The sequence below is a fragment of the Microbacterium sp. genome (assembly GCF_044508325.1).
In the GTDB taxonomy this organism is placed as follows: Bacteria; Actinomycetota; Actinomycetes; order Actinomycetales; family Microbacteriaceae; genus Microbacterium.
Map to the genome: position 1 here is coordinate 122,078 of NZ_JBIQHX010000007.1, position 25,874 is coordinate 147,951.

Annotated in this window: 24 protein-coding genes and 1 tRNA gene; 8 read left to right on the forward strand and 17 right to left on the reverse strand. The window is 66.2% G+C overall.

From position 1 onward, the window contains the following. Positions 1 to 6: 6 nt before the first annotated feature. Entirely contained in the window at positions 7 to 2,562 is a 2,556-nt protein-coding gene (locus ACIWQI_RS08070; protein WP_396656633.1) for an ATP-dependent helicase, read from the reverse strand. Between the two features lie 167 nt (positions 2,563 to 2,729). Between ACIWQI_RS08070 and ACIWQI_RS08075 the strand changes: the two genes are divergently transcribed. Further along, complete coding sequence (locus ACIWQI_RS08075) at positions 2,730 to 3,107, forward strand: PH domain-containing protein (RefSeq protein WP_396656634.1); 378 nt, start codon at positions 2,730 to 2,732, stop codon at positions 3,105 to 3,107. Here the strand turns inward: ACIWQI_RS08075 and ACIWQI_RS08080 are convergent. Next, positions 3,101 to 4,894, reverse strand: a complete 1,794-nt coding sequence (locus ACIWQI_RS08080; protein WP_396656635.1) for a DNA/RNA helicase domain-containing protein — start codon at positions 4,892 to 4,894, stop codon at positions 3,101 to 3,103. The two genes, ACIWQI_RS08075 and ACIWQI_RS08080, sit on opposite strands and share 7 nt — an antisense overlap. Beyond that, positions 4,881 to 5,201: a nucleotide pyrophosphohydrolase gene (locus ACIWQI_RS08085; RefSeq protein WP_396656636.1), complete on the reverse strand. Its 321-nt coding sequence runs from the start codon at positions 5,199 to 5,201 to the stop codon at positions 4,881 to 4,883. Before ACIWQI_RS08085 ends, ACIWQI_RS08080 begins: the two co-directional genes overlap by 14 nt. A 335-nt stretch (positions 5,202 to 5,536) precedes the next feature. On the opposite strand from ACIWQI_RS08085, the gene ACIWQI_RS08090 reads away from it, so the two are divergent. Both ACIWQI_RS08090 and ACIWQI_RS08095 read left to right on the forward strand, forming a co-directional pair. After that, positions 5,537 to 5,612: transfer RNA gene (locus ACIWQI_RS08090), tRNA-Met, on the forward strand. A gap of 75 nt (positions 5,613 to 5,687) precedes the next feature. After that, on the forward strand, positions 5,688 to 6,380 hold the full coding sequence (locus ACIWQI_RS08095; protein WP_396656661.1) for a Type 1 glutamine amidotransferase-like domain-containing protein: 693 nt from the start codon (positions 5,688 to 5,690) through the stop codon (positions 6,378 to 6,380). A gap of 7 nt (positions 6,381 to 6,387) precedes the next feature. Here the strand turns inward: ACIWQI_RS08095 and ACIWQI_RS08100 are convergent, their stop codons facing one another. Then, the gene (locus tag ACIWQI_RS08100; protein ID WP_396656637.1) at positions 6,388 to 7,131 is read right to left on the reverse strand and encodes an alpha/beta hydrolase; all 744 of its coding nucleotides are present in this window, start codon (positions 7,129 to 7,131) and stop codon (positions 6,388 to 6,390) included. 256 nt (positions 7,132 to 7,387) lie between these two features. Here ACIWQI_RS08100 and ACIWQI_RS08105 point away from each other — a divergent pair, with 256 nt between their 5' ends. Genes ACIWQI_RS08105 through ACIWQI_RS08115 form a run of 3 tightly spaced genes read left to right on the forward strand, consistent with a single transcriptional unit; the run spans position 7,388 to position 9,591 of the window. Further along, positions 7,388 to 7,804 (forward strand): CBS domain-containing protein, encoded by a 417-nt coding sequence (locus ACIWQI_RS08105; RefSeq protein ID WP_396656638.1) that lies wholly within the window; start codon positions 7,388 to 7,390, stop codon positions 7,802 to 7,804. Between the two features lie 44 nt (positions 7,805 to 7,848). Next, the gene (locus ACIWQI_RS08110; RefSeq protein WP_396656639.1) at positions 7,849 to 8,994 is read left to right on the forward strand and encodes a zinc-dependent alcohol dehydrogenase; all 1,146 of its coding nucleotides are present in this window, start codon (positions 7,849 to 7,851) and stop codon (positions 8,992 to 8,994) included. Positions 8,995 to 9,024: 30 nt separating this feature from the next. Continuing rightward, positions 9,025 to 9,591, forward strand: coding sequence for a hypothetical protein (locus ACIWQI_RS08115; RefSeq protein WP_396656640.1), 567 nt, complete (start codon positions 9,025 to 9,027; stop codon positions 9,589 to 9,591). Between the two features lie 222 nt (positions 9,592 to 9,813). Here ACIWQI_RS08115 and ACIWQI_RS08120 read toward each other — a convergent pair whose 3' ends face one another. The 9 genes from ACIWQI_RS08120 to ACIWQI_RS08160 all read right to left on the reverse strand — a co-directional run bounded on the left by ACIWQI_RS08120 (position 9,814) and on the right by ACIWQI_RS08160 (position 18,834). Continuing rightward, the gene (locus tag ACIWQI_RS08120; protein WP_396656641.1) at positions 9,814 to 11,316 is read right to left on the reverse strand and encodes an APC family permease; all 1,503 of its coding nucleotides are present in this window, start codon (positions 11,314 to 11,316) and stop codon (positions 9,814 to 9,816) included. A 59-nt stretch (positions 11,317 to 11,375) separates the two neighbouring features. Further along, positions 11,376 to 12,197: an SDR family NAD(P)-dependent oxidoreductase gene (locus ACIWQI_RS08125; protein ID WP_396656662.1), complete on the reverse strand. Its 822-nt coding sequence runs from the start codon at positions 12,195 to 12,197 to the stop codon at positions 11,376 to 11,378. An 80-nt stretch (positions 12,198 to 12,277) separates the two neighbouring features. Continuing rightward, the gene (locus tag ACIWQI_RS08130; RefSeq protein WP_396656663.1) at positions 12,278 to 13,243 is read right to left on the reverse strand and encodes an NAD(P)-dependent oxidoreductase; all 966 of its coding nucleotides are present in this window, start codon (positions 13,241 to 13,243) and stop codon (positions 12,278 to 12,280) included. Then, positions 13,240 to 14,016 (reverse strand): SDR family NAD(P)-dependent oxidoreductase, encoded by a 777-nt coding sequence (locus ACIWQI_RS08135; RefSeq protein ID WP_396656642.1) that lies wholly within the window; start codon positions 14,014 to 14,016, stop codon positions 13,240 to 13,242. Before ACIWQI_RS08135 ends, ACIWQI_RS08130 begins: the two co-directional genes overlap by 4 nt. After that, positions 14,013 to 15,005, reverse strand: a complete 993-nt coding sequence (locus ACIWQI_RS08140; protein ID WP_396656643.1) for a phosphotransferase — start codon at positions 15,003 to 15,005, stop codon at positions 14,013 to 14,015. Before ACIWQI_RS08140 ends, ACIWQI_RS08135 begins: the two co-directional genes overlap by 4 nt. Beyond that, on the reverse strand, positions 15,002 to 15,529 hold the full coding sequence (locus ACIWQI_RS08145) for a VOC family protein (protein ID WP_396656644.1): 528 nt from the start codon (positions 15,527 to 15,529) through the stop codon (positions 15,002 to 15,004). The genes ACIWQI_RS08140 and ACIWQI_RS08145 overlap by 4 nt, the downstream gene beginning before the upstream one ends. Further along, positions 15,526 to 16,344 carry a 5'/3'-nucleotidase SurE gene (gene surE, locus ACIWQI_RS08150; protein WP_396656645.1) on the reverse strand — a complete coding sequence of 273 codons (819 nt, stop codon included), beginning with the start codon at positions 16,342 to 16,344 and terminating at the stop codon, positions 15,526 to 15,528. Before surE ends, ACIWQI_RS08145 begins: the two co-directional genes overlap by 4 nt. After that, positions 16,341 to 17,498, reverse strand: coding sequence for an NAD(P)/FAD-dependent oxidoreductase (locus ACIWQI_RS08155; RefSeq protein ID WP_396656646.1), 1,158 nt, complete (start codon positions 17,496 to 17,498; stop codon positions 16,341 to 16,343). Before ACIWQI_RS08155 ends, surE begins: the two co-directional genes overlap by 4 nt. Beyond that, positions 17,485 to 18,834, reverse strand: a complete 1,350-nt coding sequence (locus ACIWQI_RS08160; protein WP_396656647.1) for an aspartate aminotransferase family protein — start codon at positions 18,832 to 18,834, stop codon at positions 17,485 to 17,487. Before ACIWQI_RS08160 ends, ACIWQI_RS08155 begins: the two co-directional genes overlap by 14 nt. Positions 18,835 to 18,922: 88 nt before the next feature. Here ACIWQI_RS08160 and ACIWQI_RS08165 point away from each other — a divergent pair, with 88 nt between their 5' ends. Continuing rightward, positions 18,923 to 19,594, forward strand: a complete 672-nt coding sequence (locus ACIWQI_RS08165) for a TetR/AcrR family transcriptional regulator (RefSeq protein ID WP_396656648.1) — start codon at positions 18,923 to 18,925, stop codon at positions 19,592 to 19,594. A gap of 90 nt (positions 19,595 to 19,684) precedes the next feature. After that, positions 19,685 to 21,148: an aldehyde dehydrogenase family protein gene (locus ACIWQI_RS08170; protein ID WP_396656649.1), complete on the forward strand. Its 1,464-nt coding sequence runs from the start codon at positions 19,685 to 19,687 to the stop codon at positions 21,146 to 21,148. A gap of 244 nt (positions 21,149 to 21,392) precedes the next feature. Here the strand turns inward: ACIWQI_RS08170 and ACIWQI_RS08175 are convergent, their stop codons facing one another. Genes ACIWQI_RS08175 through ACIWQI_RS08190 form a run of 4 tightly spaced genes read right to left on the reverse strand, consistent with a single transcriptional unit; the run spans position 21,393 to position 25,832 of the window. After that, positions 21,393 to 22,463, reverse strand: a complete 1,071-nt coding sequence (locus ACIWQI_RS08175; protein WP_396656650.1) for a peptidase C39 family protein — start codon at positions 22,461 to 22,463, stop codon at positions 21,393 to 21,395. Then, positions 22,460 to 24,040, reverse strand: a complete 1,581-nt coding sequence (locus tag ACIWQI_RS08180; protein WP_396656651.1) for an ATP-binding cassette domain-containing protein — start codon at positions 24,038 to 24,040, stop codon at positions 22,460 to 22,462. Before ACIWQI_RS08180 ends, ACIWQI_RS08175 begins: the two co-directional genes overlap by 4 nt. Continuing rightward, positions 24,037 to 24,897 (reverse strand): ABC transporter permease, encoded by an 861-nt coding sequence (locus ACIWQI_RS08185; RefSeq protein ID WP_396656652.1) that lies wholly within the window; start codon positions 24,895 to 24,897, stop codon positions 24,037 to 24,039. The genes ACIWQI_RS08180 and ACIWQI_RS08185 overlap by 4 nt, the downstream gene beginning before the upstream one ends. Beyond that, on the reverse strand, positions 24,894 to 25,832 hold the full coding sequence (locus ACIWQI_RS08190) for an ABC transporter permease (protein ID WP_396656653.1): 939 nt from the start codon (positions 25,830 to 25,832) through the stop codon (positions 24,894 to 24,896). The genes ACIWQI_RS08185 and ACIWQI_RS08190 overlap by 4 nt, the downstream gene beginning before the upstream one ends. Between the last annotated feature and the right edge of the window lie 42 nt (positions 25,833 to 25,874).

Consider the following 25,874-nt stretch of genomic DNA (forward strand, 5'->3'; position numbering starts at 1 on the left):
CCCGCGTCACACCTTCTCGATGGGCGCGATCTTCACGAGCAGCTTCTTGACCCCGCCCGAATCGAACCGCACGTGCGCGACCCGCTTCGCACCTTCGCCGGTGATCGCGTCGACGCGCCCTTCGCCGAAATCGTCATGACGAATCCGGTCGCCGGGGCCGAGTTCGAGGTCGCTGTTATCGCGCAGCTTGGCCGGGATGCGGTTCGGGAACCGCTCGATCGACGTCGACTTCGGCGTCAGCCGCGGCGGCTCGTCGCCGCGACGACCGCCCCACCCGTTCCCCGAGCCGCTCGACCCGCTCCCCGAGCCCCCGCGCCCGCTCCCCGAGCCGCCCCAACCGCTCCCCGAGCCCGTCGAGGGGCGCGCGTTCAACGCCCGCGACCGGGCCCCGCCGCGCGAGTTCACATCCCCCGGCGACTGCCGCCAGTCGATGAGCTGCGGCGGGATCTCCTGCAGGAACCGGCTCGGCATGGCCACCGAGATCTCACCGAACTGCGCCCGGGTCATCGCGAGCGACAGGTGCAGGCGTTTGCGGGCGCGCGTGAGCGCCACGTAGAAGAGGCGCCGCTCCTCCTGCGGTCCGCCGGGCTCGCCAGCCGAGATGCGGTGCGGGATGAGGTCTTCCTCGACGCCGGTGACGAACACCGCATCGTACTCGAGTCCCTTGGCGGTGTGCATCGTCATCAGCGACACCGAGCCGGAGGCATCCTCGAGGTCGTCTGCGTCCGAGACCAGCGCGACCTCCGCGAGGAAGTCGACGATCGTCCCCTCGGGGTTGTTGCGGGCGAACTCGCGCGTGACGGCGATGAGCTCGTCGAGGTTCTCGAGCCGCGCCTCGTCTTGCGGGTCGCGGCTGGCGCGCAGCGCGTCGGAGTAGCCGCTCTTGCTCAGCAGCAACGTGAGACCGTCGGCGACGGCGGTCGGCGGCGGCACCTCGCCGCTGGAGGGAAGCATGATCTCAGTCGCCTCGGCGAGCACGGCGTCGAGGTGGGAGATCGCGGCCTGGATCTTCGGGCCGACGCCGAGTGCCGACGCGTTGGCCAGGGCGTCGCGGAAGGTGATGCCCTCGTCGGCGGCATAGCGGGCGATGGATGCCTCGGTGACACCGCCGATGCCCCGCTTGGGCTTGTTGAGGATGCGGCGCACCGCCATCTCGTCGGCGGGGTTGGCGACGGCGATGAGGTACGCCATCGCGTCCTTGATCTCGGCGCGCTCGTAGAAGCGGGTGCCGCCCATGATCTTGTACGGCAGGGCCGAGCGGATGAAGATCTCCTCCAGCGCACGCGACTGCGAGTTGGTGCGGTAGAACACCGCCATCTCGCCGTAGCCGACGCCGGCGCGGTGCAGCTCTTCGATCTCGTCGGCGACGAACTGGGCCTCGTCGTGCTGCGAGTAGCCGGTGAACCCGATGATGGGCTCACCGGCGCCGACGTCGGTCCACAGCTTCTTGTCTTTGCGGTCGAAGTTGTGGCTGATCACGGCGTTGGCCGCGTCCAGGATGTTCTGCGTCGACCGGTAGTTCTGCTCCAGCAGGATGACCCGGGCGCCGGGGAAGTCGCGCTCGAACTCGGAGATGTTGCGGATGTCGGCGCCGCGGAACGCGTAGATCGACTGGTCTGAGTCCCCGACGACGGTGAGGGATGCGGGTTCGTCGCCGCCCTCTCCGGTCGTTGAGCGAGGGCCGGAGGCCCGAGACGAAACGTCGGAGACGAGCACGAGAGGCTGGTCATCCCGCTGGTCCGGCAACGGCCGGTACGACGTCTCGCCCGAAATCGGCCGGGTCAGCTCGTGGATGAGCGCGTACTGCGCGGCATTGGTGTCCTGGTACTCGTCGACGAGGATGTGCCGGAACCGCCGGCGGTAGGTGTCGGCCACCTCCGGGAACGCGCGGAACAGATACACCGTCTGCCCGATGAGGTCGTCGAAGTCGAAGGCGTTTGCGCGCTGCAGCTCTCGCTGATAGGCGCTGAACACGTCGATGAATGCGCGCTCGGCGGGGTCGCTCATGTTCGCCTGCCGGGCGTACGACTCCGCGTCGGCGAGCTCGTTCTTGAGCTTGGAGATGCGGCTCTGGACGCTCGCGGGCGAGTGACCGAAGGCATCCGCCTCAAGATCCTTCACCAGCCGCTTGATGAGCGCGCGCGAATCGCCCGAGTCGTAGATCGTGAACGACTTGGTGAACCCGAAGCGCTCGGCCTCGCGCCGCAGGATGCGCACGCACGCGGAGTGGAACGTCGAGATCCACATGCCGCGCGCGGCATCTCCGACGAGCGCCTCGACGCGCTCGCGCATCTCGTTGGCGGCCTTGTTGGTGAACGTGATCGCGAGGATCTGGCTCGGCCACGCCTCTCTGTTGCGCAGCAGGCTCGCGATGCGATGCGTCAGCACGCGGGTCTTGCCAGACCCCGCACCCGCGACGATCAGCAGCGCCGGGCCGCGGTATTCCACCGCCGCGCGCTGCGGAGGATTGAGCCCTTTCAGGAGGTCTTCATCGGGCCGGGGCGCACCGGTCTGCGGACCGCGGTCGCCGCCGACAACGATGGGCGTGGAGGCATCGGTCATGGCCCTTCGAGTCTACGTGCGGGCGGTGACGGTCGGTTGGTGGTGGGGACGGATGCCGGTGGCGGGCGTGCACTCTCCGATAGTGAGCCCGAACCACGGACGGTGCGCGGTAGCCTGGGCCACCCGCGGGTGTGGGACCCGCGCACGAGCAATAAGGAGCTCTCGACATGGCCGAAACCGCTGCCATTCTCGCCTGGACTCTGCAGAAGGAGATCCCAACGCCCGCTGACCTCAACGAGCTGCTCGTGGAGGGTGAGACTGCAGTCGCATCGTTCAAGACGTTCCGCGACTCAGCCACATTCACGACGAAGCGACTGATCGTCCGTGATGCCCAGGGCATCACGGGCAAGAAGGTCGAGATCTATTCGTTGCCCTACAGCTCCATTCACATGTGGTCGACGGAGAACGCCGGCGGGATGCTCGACCGCGACGCGGAGGTCGAGCTATGGACGAAGGCCGGCCACATCAAAGTGAAGCTCACCAGGGGCGCCGACATCCGACGGATCGACAGTCTCCTCGCCTGGGCAACCCTCCACAGTCACTGACCCGCCGGGAGAGCGCGGCAGTTCGAAGATCCGCTACCTGGCGAGAGCCTTCGCGCCCCGAGCGCCTGCACAAAGTACCGCCTCAAGTCGGGATCGCACACGTATAAATACGTGCCCCGCATTCCGCGCGTAAGGAGAACACCATAGATGTTGCGGATGAACTCGAGGAGATCGCTGTCCGTGTAGACGATGCCACGCTGCTTGTTGTTTTCCTTGCCCTTGGAATCGCGGTACGAGTCACGATCGATGAAGATGCGGCGCGACAGCGGGTTGTATCGGAGGTCGTTGCCGATAATGACGCCAGCATAGTTAAGGTCGTATCCCTGAACGGTGTGGATTGATCCCACCTCGTCAACGGACCTGGGGCTGTTGATCCAGTCCTTTGCTTGGCTGTTCCACCGAAGACGGACGCCGTCCAACTCGATATCGAACGCGCTCTTGTCACGCCGGCTTTTCCAGTCCCACGCGTATCCGGCCACGAGTCGAGCAAGGCCGTACTCGTTGTCCCGATGACGGATCTCACGTTGCATCTCCGCAAGATTGTCGAAGAACCGCAGATCGTAGTCGCCGAAATCCGGGGGCGCGATAGCTGCCTCGCCTCGCAAGAGCGCCCGCACGTAGTCGACGTAGTCTGCTCCGGCGCGCACCCGCATTTGCGAGGCCAGCGGATATCGTCGTTGATTCCGCCGAGCCTCATCCACGAGGGAATGTAGGACATCTGCCGGAAGGTCCGCCGGTCGCACCGTCTGTTCCGTGTCCAGCAAATAGATCTGATGCAGACTTTGAGAACGTATCCAGTCCAGCTGCGTCTTCGACGGGTCATCCTTTCCGAACAGCTTCTCGTTGATCACCCTGAAGCGCTTGTTGTTAACCCCCGACGACTGATTCGCACGGTGGTTCAGGCGATGAGTCTCGTTCACGATGAGCAGATCCCAAGGCTCGTCCGAAGCCCCGCCATCGAACGGCGTCAGGATCTGCGACTCACTCACCTTCGGCGTCTTCCTGAACACACGCTTGATCGACTCCCGCAAGGACTGCTGCGGCACGACGAAACCGATTCGGAGCCCGGCAAGTAGCTCGCGGTTCCCATGCACGAAGAACTCAGCGAACATGGAGTCGGGTTCGATCTCTTCGTTGTCGTCGTAGTCTCTGATGTCTGCAAGAAGCTTCATAAGGAAGATCGCGACGATCGTCTTGCCCGTACCAGGCTGACCTTCGATCACACTCGCTGACGATGTCTGGGTGTCTAGCGCCTCAAAGAGATCCTCCACTATGTTCTCGACGGCGACTGCCTGCTCAGGCGTGAGCACCTTGAAAGGCGACAGCTTGAAGAGATCACTGTTCTCGATCTCCGGAATTGTGCGCTGGAATATCCCATCCGCTCGCAACTTCTCGAAGATGTCGCGAAAGCTCTCGCGGTATAGATCCCTGCTGTAGTAGCGGGCATCGATTATGCCCTCATTGCCATTCATGACCGTGAACTGGCCATCGCCCGCGAGCCACCTGATCAGGTGTGACTCGAGATCGAGGCATGCGGATTTGTTGAAGGTCTCATCGATGACCACGCGCACGCTGCGAAAGACACTCTTCGCCGGGTTTGCGAGATGCTGACGCATGCGCGAAGTCGCGTTGACTGTCTCGCCCACGTAGACGTACGAAATATCGGAGGAATCTCCGCTGTCGAGCACATAGACAACCGGCCAATTGCTACGACGTTCGTCTCCAGCAGCCCAGCGGGAGATCGCTGGTGACGAGAAGGGAATTCGCTCGACTTCAAAGGGCGTCATACTTCGTGCTCCTGCCCCTGGCACGATCCACCGGATACTTCTTTGCAGAAACGGCGAGCTTGTCGAGCACAATCTCATCCAGGTCAAGACCGAGCCGCGCGGCCAGCAGCGTGCAGTAAGTGACGACGTCCGCTAACTCATCGCGCACTCGAGCTTCGTCACCGACCTCGCCCCATTGGAAGCACTCAAGCAGTTCGCCCGCCTCAATAGAGATGCTCTTTGCAAGGTTCGCGGGAGTGTGAAACTTCGCCCACTCTCGCTCTCGCACGAAGTCCGCCAGAGCCTTCCGCACCTGCTCACTCGTCACGGATGTGACCGTACCAGGCGTCCTGAAATGATCAGCGGGAAGCCCGCTCAACCAATCCTTGCTTGGTCGTCCAGATCGAACGTGTCGTCGTCCTGCGGACTCAGAGAGGATCACAGCCGAACAGCCAGACGCGCAGAGCCTCGGCTTGGGCGACGCGTGAACCGTCGGCTTCTCGATAGATTCCAGGCGGCTTGGCGGCAGTCGTCGACACATTTCGACCCTACCCGCGCGAATCGCCGCGCCCGGTCTCACCCCCACGCAACAAGACGTCGCACGCGGACACATCCCGTCACGCGCCGTGACGATGTCGCCCGATCCGCCTACCGTGGGGGCATCGCGGCGATCCGGCTGGTGCCGGGCTCCGGTTCATACCCGGCAGTGTCGCGGGTTCGACTCCCGCCGCCGCGTCCAGGCTCGCTTCTCGCGGTGGCTCGCGTGCTAGCTTCACTCCGTTCGCTACGTGCTGCGGAGGCATCCATGTCGCTCTTGAAGCTGCTGCTCACCTCGGGCGGCGTCACCAACGACAGCATCCGCGCCAAGCTCGAAGAGCTGCTCGGCAAGCCCATCGCGCAGTCGCGCGCGCTCCTGATCCCGACCGCGCAATGGGGCCAGCCCGCCTGCTCGCCGCAAGCGATGTACGACTCGATCGCGGGCAGGTCGGACGGCTCCGTCGGCCTCAGCGGTCTCGGCTGGCAGTCCGTCGGCGTGCTCGAGCTGACAGCGCTGCCCACGATCGCGGAAGAGCGATGGATGCCGTGGGTGCACGATGCCGACGTGCTGCTCGTCGACGGCGGCGAAGCGGTCTACCTCGCCCACTGGATGCGCCGATCGGGACTTGCCGACCTGCTCCCCGAGCTGCGTGACACGGTGTGGGTCGGGGTGAGTGCCGGGAGCATGGTCATGGCCCCTCGCATCGGCCGGCACTTCACCGACTGGCAGCCCGATGGCCCGGACGAGACGCTCGGCGTCGTCGACTTCGCGATCTTCCCGCACCTGGACTACCCCGGCTGGTCGGAGAACACGCTCGAAGCCGCGCGCCGCTGGGCTCCGACACTCGGCGTGCCCTCGTACGCGATCGACGAGCAGACCGCGATCGCCGTCGTGGACGGCACGGTCGAGGTCGTGTCCGAGGGGCACTGGGAGCAGTACGACGCCGACGGGAAGCCGCAGGGCCCGTAGGCCCGGGTCACCTCGCCGCTGTGAGGTGCCGCAAGAAGAACCGCCCGGCGTCCTCGGCCGCGAACCACGGGATGCCGGTGTGCCCGCCGAGGTTCGCCTGCAGCGTCTTTTCCGTCGAGCCGAACGCGTCGAAGAGCTCCAGCGCCCGCTCCCGGTCGTTGCCCGCGTCATCCCACTGCAGCAGCACGTGCAGCGGGACCGTGACGTCCCTCGCCTCCTCGATGATCGCGCGCGGGATGTAGCTGCCGGCGAAGAGTCCGGCGGCCGCGATGCGCGGCTCGACACGCGCCAGCCGGGTGCCGATCGCGATCGGCCCGCCCGAGATCGCGACCGGTCCGCCCAGATCGGGCACCGCCTCGAGCGCATCGAGCGCTGCCTGCCACTCGGGCACCGCCCGCTCGACCAGCGGCAGGATCAGGCGGTCGATGACCTCCTCGCTCGGCCGCTGACCGTGCGCGATCGCCGCACGCAGTTCGGCGCGTGCCTGTTGCGCCGAGTCAGAGCCCGGCCGCTCCCCACTCCAGGGGAGCTCGAGCGCCGCCCCAGCGAACCCCAGCTCGACAGCGCCGCGCGCCCGGGCGACCAGCCGCGCGCGCAGCGGACCCAGGCCGCCGGGGTGGCCGATCAGGATGAGCGGAATCGGAGAGGAAGAGGTGGATCCCGGCATCCACAGGATGCCGGGAACGTCGCCGAGCCGGAATGCGCGCTCGACGATGCCGTCGTCGAGCTGTGCCTCAGAGGTGAATTTCACGGTCGTGCCCTTCGGGAGTGCTGTTCGATGGCGCTCCCGGACGACCTATCGCCCGACCGTGACCTCACCGAGGAGCACCCACGTCGATCGGTTCATGGGTATCACCTCCTCGCTCTGCCGCACGGCGTCGAAAGGCTAGCAGAACGCGAGGCGGGGGCGGCGTTCGCTCCGTGGTCGCCGAGCGTTGTCAAGCCCCATACGAAGCTGGGCAGCTCGGACTTAGCCTGACCGCACGACATCCGGGAAGGAACGGACGATGACCACTGCGCGAGAGATCATGACCACCGATGTCACCTGCATCGGGGAGGGCGATTCGCTTCAGCATGCGGCGCGGATGCTGCGCGAACTCGACGTGGGGGCGCTGCCGATCTGCGGAACGGACAACCGCCTGAAAGGCATGCTCACCGACCGCGACATCGTGGTCAAATGCATCGCCGACGGCGGCGACCCGTCGGTCGTGACCGCCGGCAGCCTGGCCGAGGGAAAGCCCGTTACGGTCGGCGCCGACGACGACATCCGAGAGGCTCTGCAGGTGATGCAGGATCACCAGGTGCGGCGTCTGCCGGTGATCGACGGGCATGACCTCGTGGGCATCATCAGCCAGGCCGACGTGGCCCTTTCGCTCTCGGCGACGCAGACCGCCGAAACGGTCGCCGAGATCTCGGAAAACTGAGCAGCCCGGATCGGTGGCCGGTCTCACGAGGAACGGGAGCGCGCATGAGAGCCATGACCTACCGCGGGGCGTACAAGCTCCGGGTGGAGGACAAGCCGGATCCGGTCATCGAGCACCCCAACGACGCGATCGTGCGGGTCGAGCTGGCGGCGATCTGCGGATCGGATCTGCATCTGTATCACGGCATGATGCCTGACACGCGCATCGGTCACACGTTCGGGCACGAGTTCGTCGGCACGGTCGAAGAGGTGGGCTCGTCGGTGCAGAGCATCAGCGTCGGCGACCGCGTGATGGTGCCGTTCAACATCTACTGCGGCAGCTGCTTCTTCTGTGCGCGCGGCCTGTACTCGAACTGCCACAACGTGAATGCCAACGCGACCGCCGTCGGCGGGATCTACGGCTACTCGCACACCAGCGGCGGGTATGACGGCGGGCAGGCGGAGCGTGTGCGGGTGCCGTTCGCCGATGTCGGCCCATCGGTCATCCCCGACGACATCGACAGCGAGGATGCGCTCATGCTCACAGACGCGTTCTCGACCGGATACTTCGGTGCCCAACTCGCCGATATCGCCGACGGCGACACGGCGGTCGTCTTCGGCGCGGGGCCCGTGGGTCTCGCCGCGGCGCGCTCGTGCTGGCTCATGGGGGCGGGGCGGGTCATCGTCGTCGACCATCTCGACTACCGGCTTCGCAAGGCGGAGCAGTTCTCCTTCGCCGAGACGGTCAATTTCGGCGCGCTCGACGACATCGTCCGCGTGCTGAAGCAGTCCACGGACGGCCTGGGCGCGGATGTCGCCGTCGACGCCGTCGGTGCCGAGGCCGACGGTCACGTCCTCCAGCACGTGACCTCCGCCAAGCTCAAGCTCCAGGGCGGGTCGCCCGTCGCGCTGAACTGGGCCATCGACTCGGTCCGCAAGGGCGGGACCGTCTCGGTGATGGGCGCCTACGGGCCGCTGTTCAGCGCGGTGAAGTTCGGCGACGCGATGAACAAGGGGCTCACCATCCGCACGAACCAGGCACCCGTGAAGCGGCAGTGGCCGCGTCTGCTCGAGCACATCCGGGCGGGGTACCTCAAGCCCAGTGACCTGATCACGCATCGCTTCCCGCTGGATCACATCGCCGAGGGCTACCACATCTTCTCAGCGAAGCTCGACGACATCATCAAGCCGGTGATCTCTCCGGTGTCGTGAGCGGCACCGAGTCACGAAGGAGCGAACAGAATGCCGTACACCTCTGACAGGCCGAGCCGTGCACCCAGCGCCGACGCCCTGCGTTCACGCATCCCCGGCTGGGGTGCCGACCTCGACCCCGCCGATCGCCCCGCGTTCCCCCGCGAGCAGCCCGGCATCGTCACCGGCGCGCACTGGGACCTTCCCGAGCAGCAGCCCTCGGACGGGAGACGTGAGCGGTCCGTCGAACACCAGCGGTTGACGCCGGTGTTCGGCACGGCCCAGCCGCTGCACGGAGTATCCGGCCGCATCCGTCGGCTCGCGTATGACACCTACAGCGAAGCGCAGGCGGCGCACTGGCTGCTGCTGATCATCGGAGATCGAGTGGATGCCGCAGGCGCACACCTGCGCTCCCTCCTGACGCGGCGCCCCGACAACCCGATCACCCAGTCGGGTGTGCTCGGCGAAGCCGGACGTCGCCCCATCGCCTCTCGGCTGCAACGCGGCCGGGTCGACCTCAAGCACTCGTGGATGGACCCGCTCATCGTCCTCGGCCCCTACATCGCCGTCGCCGTGCTCGCAGGTGCGGTGCTGCGTCGCAGGCGCTCCTCGCGCTAGAGACGAGGGGAGGGTCGCAGCGCGAGCGTGTGCCGAGGCGCCCGTCGCGCCACCCGCACGGGCGGCAGGTCGTCGGGCCAGTGCACGACGACGGTGCGAAACGCCTGACCTGCGTGCTTGCCCTGGAGTATGGGGCGAAGCAGGACTTGCTCCACCCAGCGGCATGGAGTTCGCAAGCACGGGGTCGAGGCGCGCAGCATCGGCGCCTCGACCCCGCCCAGCTCAGACCACTTTGTTCGCGCCCGTCATGGTGCGAACTTGTTCGGCCACAGCAATCGCATCATTCTCGGGCGCATCGGACTTCTTGTCGGGCCTCGCGGTGAAGAGATAGATCAAGCCCGTGATGACCACCACCCCGAGCCCGATCAACACGACATAGTCCTGGAAGAAGTCGCCGCTTGATCCGGGTGTCGCAAGCAGAACCATCGCGAACAGACCGTATGCGAGAGCGAGGACGTTGATCACCGTGCCTATGACGCCGAGGTTGAAGGGGCCCGCCGGGCGCCATCCCTTGATTCTCTGACGTAGCGAAGCGAGAACGACCATCTGGAACGAAACATAGATGCCGAGAATCGCGAAGGATGTCACCGCGACGAGTATTCCGTCGTTGACCCAGATCAGTACGCAGAACAGCGCCGGTGCGACGCACGCCACCAGCAGTGCGTTCGCGGGCACCTTCGACTTGGAAACACGCGCCAGCCAGCGGTGGCCCGGAATCATCCCGTCACGAGCGAACGAGTAGATGAGTCGGCTGACCGCCGCCTGAAGGCTCAGCGTGCACGAAAGGAACGCGGCGATGGCGACGACAAGGAAGATCTTCGCACCGACCGGACCAAGCGTGCTCTCGAGAATCGACGGAATGGGATCCGCATTCTCGCCGCTGACGATCGACGGCAAGTCGGGCGCCGCAAGGACGTATCCCGCGAACGAGAAGAGTGCGGACACGCCTCCCACCGCAATCGTGAGAATCATCGCCCGAGGCACGGTTCGGGCCGCGTTAGAAGTCTCTTCCGCGACGCTTCCGCAAGCTTCGAAGCCATAGAAAAGGAAAAGTCCCACCACCGCTGCCGCGAAGAAAGCGGAGAGGTAGCTTCCACTTCCCGCGACGTTCATTGTGTCGAAAAACACAGAGAAGTCATTCTTGCGCTGGAAGATGAACAAGTAGAGGCCGAGACCCACGACTCCGATGAGCTCAGCCATGAGTCCGATCCTCGCGATTCTTGCGAGCCCCTTTGTGCCGCTGAAATTCGCAAGCAGTGCAAGAGCCAGAATCACGAGGGCGAAGATCAGTGAGGTATCTCTGTTCGTTTCAAGGTCGAACAGACTCGCGATGAATCCTGCACCGAACTCTGCGACAGCGGTGATGGTAACGATGATGGCCCAGATATACACCCAGGCAGCCATCCATGCGTACCTTCTGCCCCACAGTCGTCTGGCCCAGGGGTAGACGCCGCCAGCAATCGGGAATTGCGAAACCACCTCACCGAAGACGAGCGCCACGAGCATCTGTCCGGCGCCGACGATCACGATCCACCAGATCGACGGCGGCCCGCCCGTTGCGAGACCGAATGCGAACAGCGAGTACACCCCCGCAAGCGGCGAAAGGTAGGTGAAGCCAAGGGCCAGGTTGGCCCAGATGTTGATAGATCGACTGAATGCGCCCTTATAGCCGAGGGTTGCCAGATGCGCCTCGTCTTCGAGGTGCATCCTCTTCTTAGATGCCATTTCTAGGCCCCTTCATGTAATTGATTCGTGTCGGGTATCTGTCAGTACGTCGTGAGGTGCTATGACACGCGCTCCGCCGATCCGCCTTCAGCAGCCATTGCCCACGCCGCCGCGCTTACCCCGGCCGTGATGCCCGCATCGATCGGGATCGCCTGCCCGGTGACAACAGGGCAATCGTCAGCAGCCAGGAAGTGGACGAGTGCCGCAACATGATCCGCCTCGATGATGCGGCCGAGCGCTGCTGCGTGTGCGTATGCGGCCGCTTCCTGTCGGGCTGAAGGGAACGTGTCAAGCATCGGTGTGTCCACCGTTGTCGGTGCGATGCAATTGACGCGGATGCCGCGAGCGCCGAACTCGACGGCCGCCACCTTTGTGATGCCGACAACGCCGAACTTGGATGCGGCGTACGATGCATACCCTGGGGTGCCCAGTATCCCGAGCACTGAGGCGGTGTTGATGATGCTGCCACCGTCCCGCATGATCGGAGCCGCGAACCTCATACCGTTCAGCACGCCCAGTGTGTTCACCCTGAGGTGCTGGTCGAAGTGCTCTGGAGTTGTCGCCTCGATCGACGACAGCGGCAAGGCAATGCCCGCATTGTTCACCGCGATGTCGAGGAGTCTGACTTCGTCTCGGATCTGCGCCATTGCGGCGCGCACTGATGACTCGTCGGCAACATCCGTTCGTATGAAGGTTCCCTTCGTTTCGTCGGCCGCGGCCGCACCTGCCGTCTCATCAACGTCGAGCAGGTAGACACGCGCGCCGGCGGCGGCGAGGCGTCGTGCAACCGCGCGCCCGATGCCTGAACCGGCCCCGGTGACGTACGCAGTCTTGGATGCGAGATCGAACACTGTGCTCCCTTCGGGATCTTTTCGTTCCATGGATTGCACGTGGGCGCTCCCATCCGCCGCTCAGGCAACGGCGAGGATCGGCTGCCGAAGCGGGCCTCCCCGGGGATGCGTCAGTCGGCGCGGAGGGTTTCGAAGACCGCGGGCAGCTCCTTCTTTCCGTAGCCGGCTCGTTGCGCCTTCGAGTACGCATCGAACAAGTGCTGCGGCAGTTGGGAACTGATGCCGGCGTCTTTCGACAGCGCGAGCAGATGCCGGATGGCCCCGACATGGGTGTCGATGCTGCACTGGTTCCCGCTGTAATCGCCCTGCGCGACCATTGGGGCCGCCGCGTCCGACGTGATTGCCACGAGACCGACGTAGGCGTCCTTGTACGCGAAGAATTGATCCGTTCCCATGCCCTCCGCCGCACACATCTGCGCCCCTTGAAGAACTGCGAGCGATCCGCCGTAGTACGCGGTGAGGATCGCGCAGTCGATCGTGTTGGCTGCGCCAATCGCTTCGCCCATGTAGACCGTGTTTTCGGCGATCGCGACGAGCGCGGGACGAAGACGGTCGAACAGTGCTGAGTCGCCGGAGTAGAACACGGTCGCGTACTCTGTGGCGACGAAAGCCGGGTAGGCGAGAATGGCGGCGTCGAGGTATCCGATGCCATGCTCTTGCGCCCAGGTGAGTCCGCGCCGGGCATCCGATGGGGCGCCGCTGGTGATCTGGACGATCGTGGACCCGCGGAGCGCCTCCGCGACACCCTCCTGCGAAAGGATCTCGCTTGCTGCATCGTAGGTCGATACCGAGATCATCACGATCTCCCGGTCGCGCACAGCCTCCGTAAGCGATTCCACGGCGACCGTTCCCTCCCCCACGGCCCTTGCGTGCTCGAATGTGCGGTTCCAGACGTTCACGTCGTGACCGGCGGCACTGAACGCTCTTGCGAGCGCGGAACCCATGAGCCCGGCGCCGATGATGGTGATAGACGACATTGTCATTCCTCCTTGTTCGGGTCTTTCTCTTCGTGCTCGAGCAGGATCGGCTCGAGCTCCTTTCCTTCTTTTGGTCGAATACGGTGGGAGTACGCTCAGTGCTCTCCGTCGTCACTGTCAGCGACGGGCGCGAGTTCACGCATGTTGATCCAGTGGCCGCCGTCGGCAACCACGCATTCACCCGTCACGTAACTGGCCGCAGGTGAGGCCAGGAAGGCGATCACTTCAGCGAGTTCGCGCGGTTCGGCCGCCCGCTGTTGAAAGTTCGTGGTGACGGGAGCGTCCAGGACCCCTGCCTCCTCGAAGTATGGAATCGCCATCGGTGTGCGAACCCACCCTGGCAGCACGGCATTGACCCTGATGCCATAGGGGGCGAGATCTGCCGCTGCGTACTTCGTGAAGCCGACGAGAGCCGCCTTGGCAACGCCGTAAGGCGCCATCCACGGCTCAGCCTGTATGGCGTTGATGGACGAGACGTTCACCACCGAGCCGCCTGCAGCCCGGAGGTATGGTACGGCCGCGGTGGTCGTCGTTATCGGTCCGCGCAGGTTGGTGCTGAGCATCTCATCCCACTGCTGATCGCTGATGCGCTCCAGCGGCGTCGGAGTGCCCAGGATGCCGTGCGCGTTCACGAGCACGGAGATGCTTCCTGTTCGATCGCCGATCTCGCTGATGGTCTGACGCGCCGCAGCCGGATCGGACAGGTCGGCCACGACACCGTCGATGCGATCATCGATCGCGGATACCCTCGCGATCCGCGATTCGTTCCTTCCGATGATTGTCACTTCATACCCGCGAGCAGCCAATAGGGCGGCAGTGGCCTCCCCGATCCCGCTGGACCCTCCAGTCACGACTGCTGTCATGTCACTCATGCGTTCATCACCCTCTCGAAGACGTCCTTGTCGGTGGTCTGCGGACCGGCTTCCGCTAGCAGGCCCTGTTCTGCGACTCGAGCTGCGATGCGTCGCGCAGACGCGAAGAACCTCTCCGCCCATGCGGCGTAGTCCCAGCTCGTTGTCAGCACCGGTGCGGCCACGACGGACCACAGCGCCTCCCGAAGCGCGGAGCGGAACCGTTCCAGCTCGATGCGCGCGCGATCGGTCTCGCGATCGATGCCGAAATAGACCGTCACGACGCGGCCGATGCCTGTCCGGTCGAGCTCTGCGTTGTTCACGAGCATCGCCAGGTCGAAGTAGAGGTTGCCCATGCCGGCGTACTCCCAGTCGATCACCCACATGCGTTCTTCGGCATCGACGATGAGATTGGCCAGCTGCACGTCGTTGTGGCAGAGCATGGGTGGCACATCGACCCATCCGAAGACGTCGCGGATTTCGGCGGAGAGCTGCCGCAAGGACTCAATATCGTCAGGCAGCCGAAGGTTCTCCGCACGCGCGATCGAGATGAAGCGATCGATTTCCACCAATGCGTCAAACCCGCCGAGATCGGTGTGCGGAGCGGTGTGCACCCGCTTGAGCGCGACTGTGGCCAGCTCCAAGCGGCGCCCGACTCGGATCGAATCCTGGTCCATGACCTCGCCGTCGACGAAGTCGATGACGGTGTGGCCGGCCGGGAGCGCAACCGCGCGCATTCTCGGCGCGATGCCCGCGCCGGCGGCCGCCTGATGTGCTTCGTAGCCGTCCCAGCGATCCAGCGCGAACCGTTGAGCATGCTCTGTCGAGCAGGCGAGGCGGAGGACGAACCGGTCGCCACCATCCTCGACGAGGAAGTTCTCGTTGCTCGCGCCCCCCTCCAACGGCCGAATGCGAACGTCCTTCTGGACATCCAGCACCTCGGTTACTGCCAGCACATCCCTGGCGCGCTGGACGGTTGGCGCTTGCGCGAGCCGGTCCGTCGCGTTCATCGTCTACCTCCTTCGGGCCACACAGATTCGGGCGCACGTCGTTCAGTCGGCACCTGGATTCCCTCGAGGTAGAAGCCGAGCGCCTCTACGGTGTCGAAGTAGGCGAACTTACCCGTGCCATCCGCTCCATACCGGGCACCCGTCTGCACGCACGCGAAACCCGCATCCTGCATCCTGCCGATCGCCTCGCCGATGTCGTCGACGTAGTAGCCGAGGTGGTGAACGCCCGTCCTGCCCGCGTTGCGCCACGTGTGATAGATGCTCGGCCCATCCAGCGGCTGCACAAGTTCGAGTTGCGGTCGTGTTCCGTTCATCGCGAGCAGCATCGAGTAGTGGGCTGGTTCACCAAGGTACGTCTGCTCCTCGATCATCGTCGGCCCGTAGGTCCAGATGCGCCAGTGGTCGTCAGCGGCAGTGACGCCCCAGCGGCGCATTGCGGTGGATAGGTCTTCCACGACGAAGGCGATCTGGTCGGGTACCCCGCCTGCGAGTGCGATGAGTGGGATCTCGGAACGTTCGGTCATGACACAGCCCCCAAGTTCAGCCGGAGCGGAAAACCTGCATCGACGAGCCGCTTCCACGCTGCTTCGTCCTCACGGAGACCGCAACGCACCTGCAACGCTGTCACGGCGGTGTATCCATGGACGACGTTGTCGAAGTCGGTACCCGGGCTTGGTGTCGGCAGCGGATCGCGCGCCCACGGCGTGGGAACGACGATTCCTGTCGGCGTGAGCTCCGACACGATGCCCGACATCGTCCAGTCCCGCGAACCGAGGGGGCTCTTCCGTACCTCGTCGTGCGGAGCGTTTGCCGGGAAGTTCACGTTGACTACGACGCCTGAGTTCGGCCCCAGGGTCAGCATCGCGTCGACAGCCCGCGCCAGGTACTCCGCGTGCGGAAACTCCTCGGGGTGCTCGCTGAGGAAGCCAGGATCGGCATGCCTCCCGGCCTGGGAAGCTGCCATCGCGGGCAGGCCGAGGAAAGCCGCCTCGGCAGCTGCGGCGAATGTGCCGGAGTAGAACACGTCCTCTCCCAGGTTGACGCCGTGGTTGATCCCTGAGACGACTAGGTCGAGGGAGCCAATCGTCTCCTCGAAGAACGCCATGCGCACGCAATCAGCGGGCGTGCCAGAACAGCTCCATACGTCGAAACCTGGCTCTGCGGAAAGATGGGTGAGCTCGATGGTCTCGCGCACGGTGACGCGGTGCCCCATCGCACTACGGTTACCGTCCGGGGCCACAACGACGACGTCGTAGCCGGCGGAGCGCATCGCGCTGATGCTCGCATCCAGACCGGCAGCGTTGAATCCGTCATCGTTGGTAAGAAGCACACGGGTCACGAGTGGCCCCCGAATCGTGATGGGAGCAGCTGATCCGCAAAGCCGAACAGCCGCGCTTCACCCAGCACGGCCCACTCGGCGGCGAGCTGTCCTACCGCCGGCGAGACGGTCAATCCGACGCCGCCAAGACCGCCCAACGCAATCACGCGGGCGTTCTCGGCCGTCGGGCCGATAATGAACTTCCCGTCCGGGCTAAGCGGGTAGATGCCGGACCATCCGGCTTCGATGCCCGCATCTTCCCATCCGGGGAATCTGTCGGCGAGGTGTTCGACGAGTTCTTCAAGGTGATCCTCGGAAGCCCTTCCGACTGGGGCATTTGGATCGGCTTCCTCGCCGTGCGTCTCATACGAGTGGAGACCGGCGAGGAACCGCCCGGCGCCTTCCGGACGGACGTAGACCGCGTTCTCACCAGAACCAGGGAAGTAGGTCTGCACGGTCGGAACGTTCACGTTCGCCAGCGACGGGACTGATAGCAGCGCGATCTCGTGGAGCTGATTCGACAGGGGCAGACTCACACCCAGACGTTGCCCCACCTCGGTGAGCCAAGGACCGGCCGCGTCTATCACGACGTCGGCTCGCAGCTCACCATCGCTTGTGATGAGGTTCAACCCACCGGGTGTCTGCTCCGACGAAAACACCTCGACACCGGCACGGAACGAGACGCCACGCCGACGTGCCACCTCAAGAAAAGCTGCGCAGAGTTCCGGGCCATCCATATACCCGTCTCGTGAGCCGTACATCGCGCCGACGACATCGTCGAGACGCATCCCGGGTATGAGATCCGCGACCTCGCGGGGGTTCAAGAGAGTGGTGTCCGGAAAGTCCCCGTCTCGGATGGTTCGAAGCACGAGATCCCATTGGTCTTGAGATCGTGCGAGCCGAACATATCCGGCTCGCGTAATCCGGAAGGACGTTTCCTTCTCGAGGTCGGCGAATTGGCGACCGCTCTCAACCCGAAACGCGAGGTCGACCGGATCGAAGGTCTGCCGGTTGAAGATGCCAGCCGACAATCCCGATGATCCGGCCGAGAGCGTCCGCTGCTCCAAGATCGTCACCTGCGCTCCCAGACGCGCCGCGTGCACGGCCGCGCTGAGCCCGGCGACGCCTGCGCCGACGACGACAACGTTCGGTCCCTTCCCGTCAGGTGCGCTCATTGCGTCTCTCGGTTCGGTGACTCGACGCCCACGCGGCGTTCTCGACGGCTTGCAGGAGCCCACTTCCAAGCGCATCAATGTCGGCTGTTGTATGCGCTGCGCTGAGCAGAATGAGACCTCGTGGGGCGACGAGGGCCCCTGACCGCAACTGTGCCTCGGCAATCGAACCCACAACGGCACGATCGCTGCGATAGGCCTCGGCATACGACTGAGGCGCGCGCTCGATTCCCCAGAACAGCTGCAGGACGGAGCCGACCTGATTCACGCGGATCGGGTTGCCTGTGGCAGACGCCGCCGCCTCGATGTGATCGCTGAGGCGCGCACCGAGAGACGCCAAAGAGGAGTAGAGCGACTGTTGCTCGCGCTCCAGCACGTCAAGTGTCGCGTGCGCGGCGGCGATGGAAACCGGATGCCCGCTGTAGGTGCCGGCCGGTTGAACTGGACCGGACACGATCGATGCCATGGCGGCGTTCGTCCCCGCGACAACAGCCATAGGGAATCCGGTGGCGATAGCCTTCGCGTACACCGCCAGATCAGGTTGCACGCCGAGCAGTTCGGCTGCGCCGCCGAGCGCTAGACGGAATCCGCTGAGCACCTCGTCGAAGATGAGTTGTGCGCCATGGCGGCTGCAGAGTTCCCGCATCGCGGTCATGAACGCGCTGTCGGGGAGGAAGACGCCGAAGTTCATCGGGATGGGCTCGAGGATGACCCCCGCGATGCTCGCCCCGTGCTCTTCAAACACACGCGTGATCTCGTCGACATCGTTCCAGCGGATGACGATGATGTCGCCCGGGGCCGGTTGCCCTCGGACGCTGTGCGTCGTCGGCACAGGGAACGTCGACGCAGGGGCAGGCGTGTTGCTCTGAGTGTTCGCGAACAATGGATCAAGCCACCCGTGATAGTGGCCCTCGAACTTGACGATCAGCCGCCGGCCCGTCGTGCCCCTGGCGATCCGGATTGCCAAAGCGGTCGCTTCGCTTCCCGTGGTGACGTACGCGACGCGGTCGACGTGCGGCAGGATCGAGGCGAGGCGATCCGCGAGGTCGAGTTCTCCGCGTGTCGTGCCGAACAGCACTCCATCGTGGAGCTGCCTCCGCACGGCGTCGAGCACCTCTTCGTTTCCATGGCCGAGGAGCATCGGCCCCATCGCGAGCATGTAGTCCGTCAGTCGCGTCCCATCCTCGGCGATGATCTGCGCTCCTTTCGCGCGATCGAGGATCAGCGGTTCCCGTCGAAGTCGGGCTCCGGACGAGACTCCGCGTGCCAGCGCGGGTTCGAGCTCCCATGGCGAGCCTGCACTGCTGGGTGTCATCATCGACGGGTCAATCACAGGCATGACGCTAACGCTTGTTAGGTTTACCGTCAAGCCTTCGCGAGTAGCGCCGGGGAACTAGACTTGGCCCACCGATCGAGGATGCGAGGAGATGAATCACCGCGACACGACGGACAGCCGGGACCGCTTGCTCGCGATCACTCTGCACTTGCGCGAGGTGCGAGCGAACAACGGCGTCAACTCCGCCACTCGGGACAAGATCTTGGCAACTGCGATGACCATGTTCACGCGCCGAGGCTATGCCGGCACATCCATGCGAGACATCGCGAAGGAAGTGGGAATCAAGGCCGCCAGCATCTACGCACATTGCCCGGAAGGGAAGGAGCAGATGCTGCACCTTGCCCTACAAGCCACCTTTGATCAGTTCTTGGAATACATCACGCGCGAGATTCGGTTCGAGATGACACCGTTGGAGCAACTCAGGTCGCTGTTCCGTAGGCACGTCCAGTGGCAACTCGAGGTCGGTGAGCGCGCTATGGCTTGGGATGCTGCGATCAATCAATTCGGTGTGCTCGGCGTGCTCAGTGACGAAGCACTGTCAAGCATTCGACGTACGCAAGCGCTCTACCACGCCTATCACCTCTCTCTTGTCCGAATCGTTGCCGCAACACAGGACCCCGAGGACAGCGCCGTCGCACTACGCGTTCTCTGTGACCAGGCGCCCGAGTGGACTGTAGGCGCCACGCGGGCCGGCGAGCCGGACGACCGCCCCGCCCGGTTGTCACAGCTCGCGGCGAGGATACTCGGCGTTCCGGACTTCTGACCCCGTCCCGCCTACTTCGGCGACCCCTTCACGTGTGACCTAACGCATGTTAGCCTTCACTCATATTCTCCGTGGACAAGGGATAGAGGCATGAGTACGACGACCCCACGCCCCCGAGTCGAGGACTATCGGTTGGCGCCGCTAGTCGATGGGCGACCGTACACGGATTCGGAGCAGGGCTTCACCGTCTTCGATCCATCCACCGGCGTCGGCGTCATCGAGATTCCTGACGTCGGGGCGCACGGTGTCGCCGCCGCCGCCTCCGCCGCGCGGCGGGCGTATCCCGCGTGGCGTGACCTGGAACCACGGCAGCGAGCCGGGGCATTGCTGGCACTCGCAGACGTCGTTGAAAGGCGTGCTCAAGATCTCAGCCTGCTGGAGTCGCTGGACGTCGGCAAGCCCCTGTCCATGGTCCCCGCCGAGATAGCGAGTGCTGTCGACAAGATCCGGTTCTACGCCGGGGCGGCCCGTATCCTCCCCGGCATCGCAGCGAACGAGTACCGCAAGCCCCTGACGAGCTTCATCCGGAGAGAACCTGTCGGTGTCGTCGGTGCCATCACGCCCTGGAACTATCCGTTCGCGATGGCGATCTGGAAAATCGCTCCAGCGCTGGCAGCTGGGAACACCGTCGTGCTCAAGCCCTCTCCCGAAACGCCGCTGTCCACGCTCATGTTGGGTGCCCTGGCGGCGGAGGTACTGCCAGCCGGTGTATTGAACGTCGTAACCGGTGGGCTTGAGACGGGTAGAGCGATGACCCGCTCGCCAGAGGTCGACATGATCGCCCTCACCGGCGGGACAGCTACCGGGCGTGCCGTGATGCGTGACGCCGCCGACTCGCTGAAGCGGCTGCAACTGGAACTCGGGGGCAATGCGGCGGTGCTGGTCTTCGACGATGCCGACCTCGATCTGTTCCGCGAGGGTTACTTCATGGCGGCGTTCCGCAACACGGGTCAGGACTGCCACGCCGCGAGCCGGATCTACGCCGCACCGGGCATCAAGGACGATGTCGTGCGTGTCGTCCGTGAGGTAGCCGCCGAGAGCGTCGTCGGTGATCCCTTTGCGGCGGACACCAATGTCGGCCCGCTCGTATCTGCGGCTCAGCTGGACCGCGTTGGCGGCCTTGTCGACGAGGCTCTTAGCAACCAGCACATAGAGCGGGCCACTCCGGTCGACTGTCCGGAGGGTGGTTTCTACTACCCGCTCACAGTGTTGGATGGCGTTCGACATGACGACACGATCTCGCAGGAAGAGATTTTCGGACCCGTCGTTACAGTGTCCACGTTCGCCGACGAGGACGAGGCGATCCAGCTTGCGAACGGCGTAAGCCAGGGACTGGCGGCGTCCGTGTGGACTGCATCCACAGATCGCGCGTTCCGCGTGTCCCACCAGATCGATGCGGGAACTATCTGGGTGAACGCCCACGGCGCGACCGTCGCGGAAATGCCGTTCGGCGGTGTCAAAGAATCCGGCTTCGGCACCGATCTGTCCACAGTGGCGATGGACCAGTTCACGGTCCCGAAGCACATTGCGTTCCGCAGCGGCCGCCGTTCCTAGACGGAGCGGATGGGCTACGACGTCCACCCCATCGGAGTGCGCGACTGCAGCGCGAGTGCGCGCAGGCACCGCGACAGCATCCGCTCGTCGTCCTTCACCGGAATGACGACCGAGATCGTCGACATCGGGAACCTCCTGTGCCGGCCACGCGCCCGCTCGGGAACGCGCCGCTGTCACCAGACAGTAGAGATCTCAGCCCCGGCGGATGCAGGGCTTGACAACCGACAGCCCACGCAGGCCGGCGTCATACCCCGCCGACGAACACGACCCCCCGGTACCCGTCCTCGCCCCAGCGCACCAGCCGGTCGAGGTCCTCTGGCGCGACCGGCAGCGCGTGGCTGTCGACCCACGTCTCGCCGGTCTCGACGTTCACCCACGGGTCTTCGATCACCGCGGCGCCGCCGACGACCGCATGGGCGATGACCCAGTGGGGCCCTGCGTCCCCGTGCATGGGCGCCTCGTCGATGAGCAGCAGCGCGCGCTCCCCTGCCACCACGCGCCGGATCACCTCGGCGATCTCGACCCGCTCGCGGTGCACCGGGATGCCGCGCTCGGCCGCCTGCCGGTGCGACTCCTGCTGCAGCAGCGCGCGGAAGTCGTGCTCGAACCCGGTGTACCCCTCGAGCAGCGCCGGGCCGTCGAGGTCGAGGTGCACCTCGATCGGCGTTCCGCCGATGCGGTCGCGCAGCGCGACGGCGAGCCCGACCGGCTCGCACGCCGGGTAATTGCTGGCGCCGCGCCAGAACTCGAGCTCGAGGTCGCGGTCGCCCGCGCCGCCGTCGAAGCCGCCGGCCGCAGCATCCTCCGCCGCGATGAGCGCCGCCACAGCACCGCAGGTGAACAGGGTGGTCTGCGCGTAGTAGCCGAACTCCCGCATCGGCCCCGGCTGCAGCCACAGCACGAAGCCCTGCACCGCCTCGGTGCCCACGGCAGCCCAGGGTCGCCGCATCGCAACGAAGCCGGCCGCCGCCGCGAAGGCCGGCAGCTCGGCGCCGAGGGGCACCTCCCACTTCAAGGCGACGTCGCCTCGCGAACGGGCCGCGGCGATCAGCTCCGCCAGGACCCGCTGCCCCGCATCCTCGCCCCGCCACCACAGATCGACGATCTTCGTCGCCGCCGTCGCAGGCCGGGCGGTGGTGAGGGCTGCCGCCTGCAGCGTGCCCGCGGCATCCGTCTCCACCGTCACCTCCGGCCGGTACGGATCCCGCGCGAGCTGCCAGCGCTGCACCCGTTCGTCGGGCACGCCGAGCCGCGCCAGCTCGTCGGCGATGGCGGTCGCGTCGGCGACGCTGTCGATCCGGGATGCTGCAGTCATTCGGTGCTGTCCTCTCCGGCAGAGCCGACGGTGATCGTGGAGTTCTCGCGCTGCGCCGCCGCCACCAGCAGCGCCGTGTACTCGTGGCGGGGTTCGGTGAGCACCTGCGCGCACGGGCCGGACTCGACGACGCGGCCGTCCCAGAGGACGGTGACGGTGTCGGCGAGCATGCGCACGACGGCGAGGTCGTGCGAGATGAACAGGATGGCGATGCCCAGCTCGTCGCGCAGGCGTGCCAGCAGCGCGAGGATCTGCGCCTGCACCGAGACATCCAGCGCCGAGACCGACTCGTCGCAGATGAGGAGGCGCGGCGAGGGCGCGAGCGCGCGAGCGATGGCCACGCGCTGTCGCTGGCCGCCGGACAGCTCGGCGGGGCGCTTGCGGGCGAACTCGACAGGCAGCCCCACCATCTCCAGGAGCGACCCGACCTCGCCGGCGGGGCGTCGGGCGACGCGCAGCGCCTCGCGCAGGATCGCGCCGATCGACATCATCGGGTTCAGCGACGAGTACGGGTCTTGGAAGACGATCTGCATCTGCGCCGGCGTGCGCGAGGATCGCCCCGGCGCGAGCTCGACGCGGTCGAAGGCGATGACTCCGGCGTCCTCGCGCTCCAGGCCGGCGATGCAGCGGGCGAGAGTCGACTTGCCCGACCCCGACTCCCCCACCACCCCGGCGATGCGACCGGCGCCGATCTCGAGGCTCACGTCGTCGAGCACGCGGCGCTCGCCGAAGTCCTTGACGAGGCCCGTCACGCGCAGCAGCGGTGCGTCATCGCCCTCCGCGACCACCGGCGCCGCGGCGGTCCTTCCGGCCAGCGCCGGATCGGCGTCGATGAGGGCGCGGGTGTACGCGTGCCGCGGCTGCGAGAGCACGTCGGCGGTGGCGCCGCGCTCGACGACCTCGCCCTGGCGCATCACGAGGACGTCGTCGGTGCGGCCGCGCACCAGTCCCAGGTCGTGCGAGATGAGGATGACGCACAGTTCGCGTTCGCGCTGGATCGCCCGCAGCAGATCGAGGATCTCGGCTTGATTGGATGCGTCCAGCGCGGTGGTCGGCTCGTCGGCGATGATCAGCCGCGGATTCGCCGCGAGCGCCGCGGCGATCGCCACCCGCTGCCGCATCCCGCCGGAGAGCTCGTGCGGGTAGGCGCGGGCGACCCGCGCGGGCAGCTTCACCTCGGCGAGCCGCTCGGCGATGGCCCGGTCGCGGTCGCCTCTGCTCAGGCGCCGGCCCGCGGCATCCATCGTCCAGCCGATCTGCTCGCCGCACCGGTGCACCGGCGACAGGCTCGTGAACGGGTCTTGCAGCAGCAGCGTGACGATGCCGCCGCGCACCGTGCGCCAGGTCGCGTCGCCCGCAGTCAGCTCGATGGTCGTGTCGTCGATGCGCACCGAGCCCTCGGCGCGGAAGCCGCGGGGAAGCAGGCCCACCAGCGACTTCGCGGTGAGCGTCTTGCCCGAGCCCGACTCGCCGATGACGGCGAGCGTGCGGCCGGGGGCGATGTCGGCGTCGAGGGGCTGCACCATGGCGCCGTCGTGGCCGATGACGGTGAGCCCGGTGATCTGCACGCCGGTCACAGCGCCACTCCCACCTGCGAGAGGCGCTGGCCGATCCAGTCGCCCACGAGGTTGACCGCGGCGGCGACGACGATGATCAGCACCGCCGGCACGACCACGGCCCACGGGTTCTCGAACATGATGGCCCGGTTGTCGGTGAGCTGGCGCCCCCAGTCGGCGGTGCCGGGCGGCACCCCCACCCCGAGGAACGACAGCGACGAGAACGCCACCAGCGCGAACGCGACGTTGAGCATCGCGTTGGTGAGCACGAGCGTCGACACGTTCGGCAGGATGTGCCGGAACATCACCCGCCAGCGCGACAGCGACAGCATCCGCGCCGCCTCGATGTACGGGCGGGCGGTCTGCTCGAGCACCCCGGCGCGCACGATGCGGATGTCGGACGGCGAGAAGAGCAGGATCAGCAGGGCCACGGTGACCCAGTAGCCGCCGCCGAACACCCCCGACACGACGATCGCCGCCAGCAGCACCGGCAGCGCCAGCAGCAGGTCCGTCCAGCGGCTGATCACGATGTCGAGCCAGCCGCGCTCGTAGCCGGCGAGTGTGCCGAGCACGATCCCCAGCACCATGGAGCCGGCGGCGACGACGACCGGGCCCACGAGGGCGGATGCCGCCCCGGCGACGGTCATGGCGAGGATGTCGCGGCCCAGCTCGTCGGTGCCGAGCGGGTATCCGGGGGTCCCCGCGGGCAAGAGGCCCGAGAGGATGTCCTGCCGGGTCGCGTCGGGATAGATGACACCGCCGAAGACCACCGCGAGCGCGGTGAGCGCGAGGATGCCGAGGGCCAGCGCAACGGTCACCGGCAGCCGGTGCCGGCGGCGGACCGTGGGAGCGCTGACCAGCTCGAGCGCGGCGGTCATGCGAGGCTCCCGGTGCGGCGCAGCCGCGGATCCAGCAGCAGGTACGCGAGGTCTGCGAGCAGCGCGATCACCGCGATGACGACGGCGACCAGCAGCGTCAGCGACTGCACGACCGCGATGTCCTTGAACAGCACCGAGTCCTGCAGCAGGGTGCCCAGACCCGGCAGCGCGTACACGGTCTCGGCGAGCACGGTGCCGCCGACGAGGAAGGTGAGCACGAGGCTCGCGCCGGTGACGATGGGGATGGCGGCGTTGCGCAGGGCGATGCGGCGCACGGCCTTCTCGGGGATGCCGCGGGCCCGCGCGGCGGTGACGTAGTCGGTCTCGAGCTCGCGCAGCATCGCGGTGCGGGTCAGCTTGACGATGATGGCGCCGAGCCCCACGGCGAGGGTGATCGCCGGCAGCACGAGATGCCACAGCGTGTCGAGTCCCCCGGTGCCGGCGCCGTAGACGGGGAACAGCGGCAGGTAGTACGCGAAGACGTACAAGAGCAGCAGCCCGACCGCGAAGGTCGGGGCGCTCAGCCCCACGATCGCCAGGCCGCTCGCGGAGCGGTCGGCCCAGCCGCCGGCGCGCACGGCGCTGTGCACGCCGAGCGGCACCGCCACCGCGAGCGCGAGCACGAACGCCACCGCGCACAGCGCCAGCGTGATGCCCAGGCGCTGCGAGATCGCGTCGGCGACGGGCACCTGCAGCCGGATCGACTGGCCGAGGTCGCCGGTGACGAACCCGCCGAGCCACTTCAGATACTGCAGCCACGCCGGGTCGTCGAGGTTGTACTGCGCTCGGATCGCCGCCACCGCCTCCGGCGAGGAGGGACGGTTGCCCAGCAGGTTCTTCACGATGTCGCCGGGGGCCAGGTGCATGAGCGAGAAGACCAGCACCGACAGCACCAGCAGCACCGCGAGCATGCCGAACACGCGCACCGCAAGCATCCGGCCCATCGACCGTGCCCGCGGCGCGCGCGCTCGTGCGGG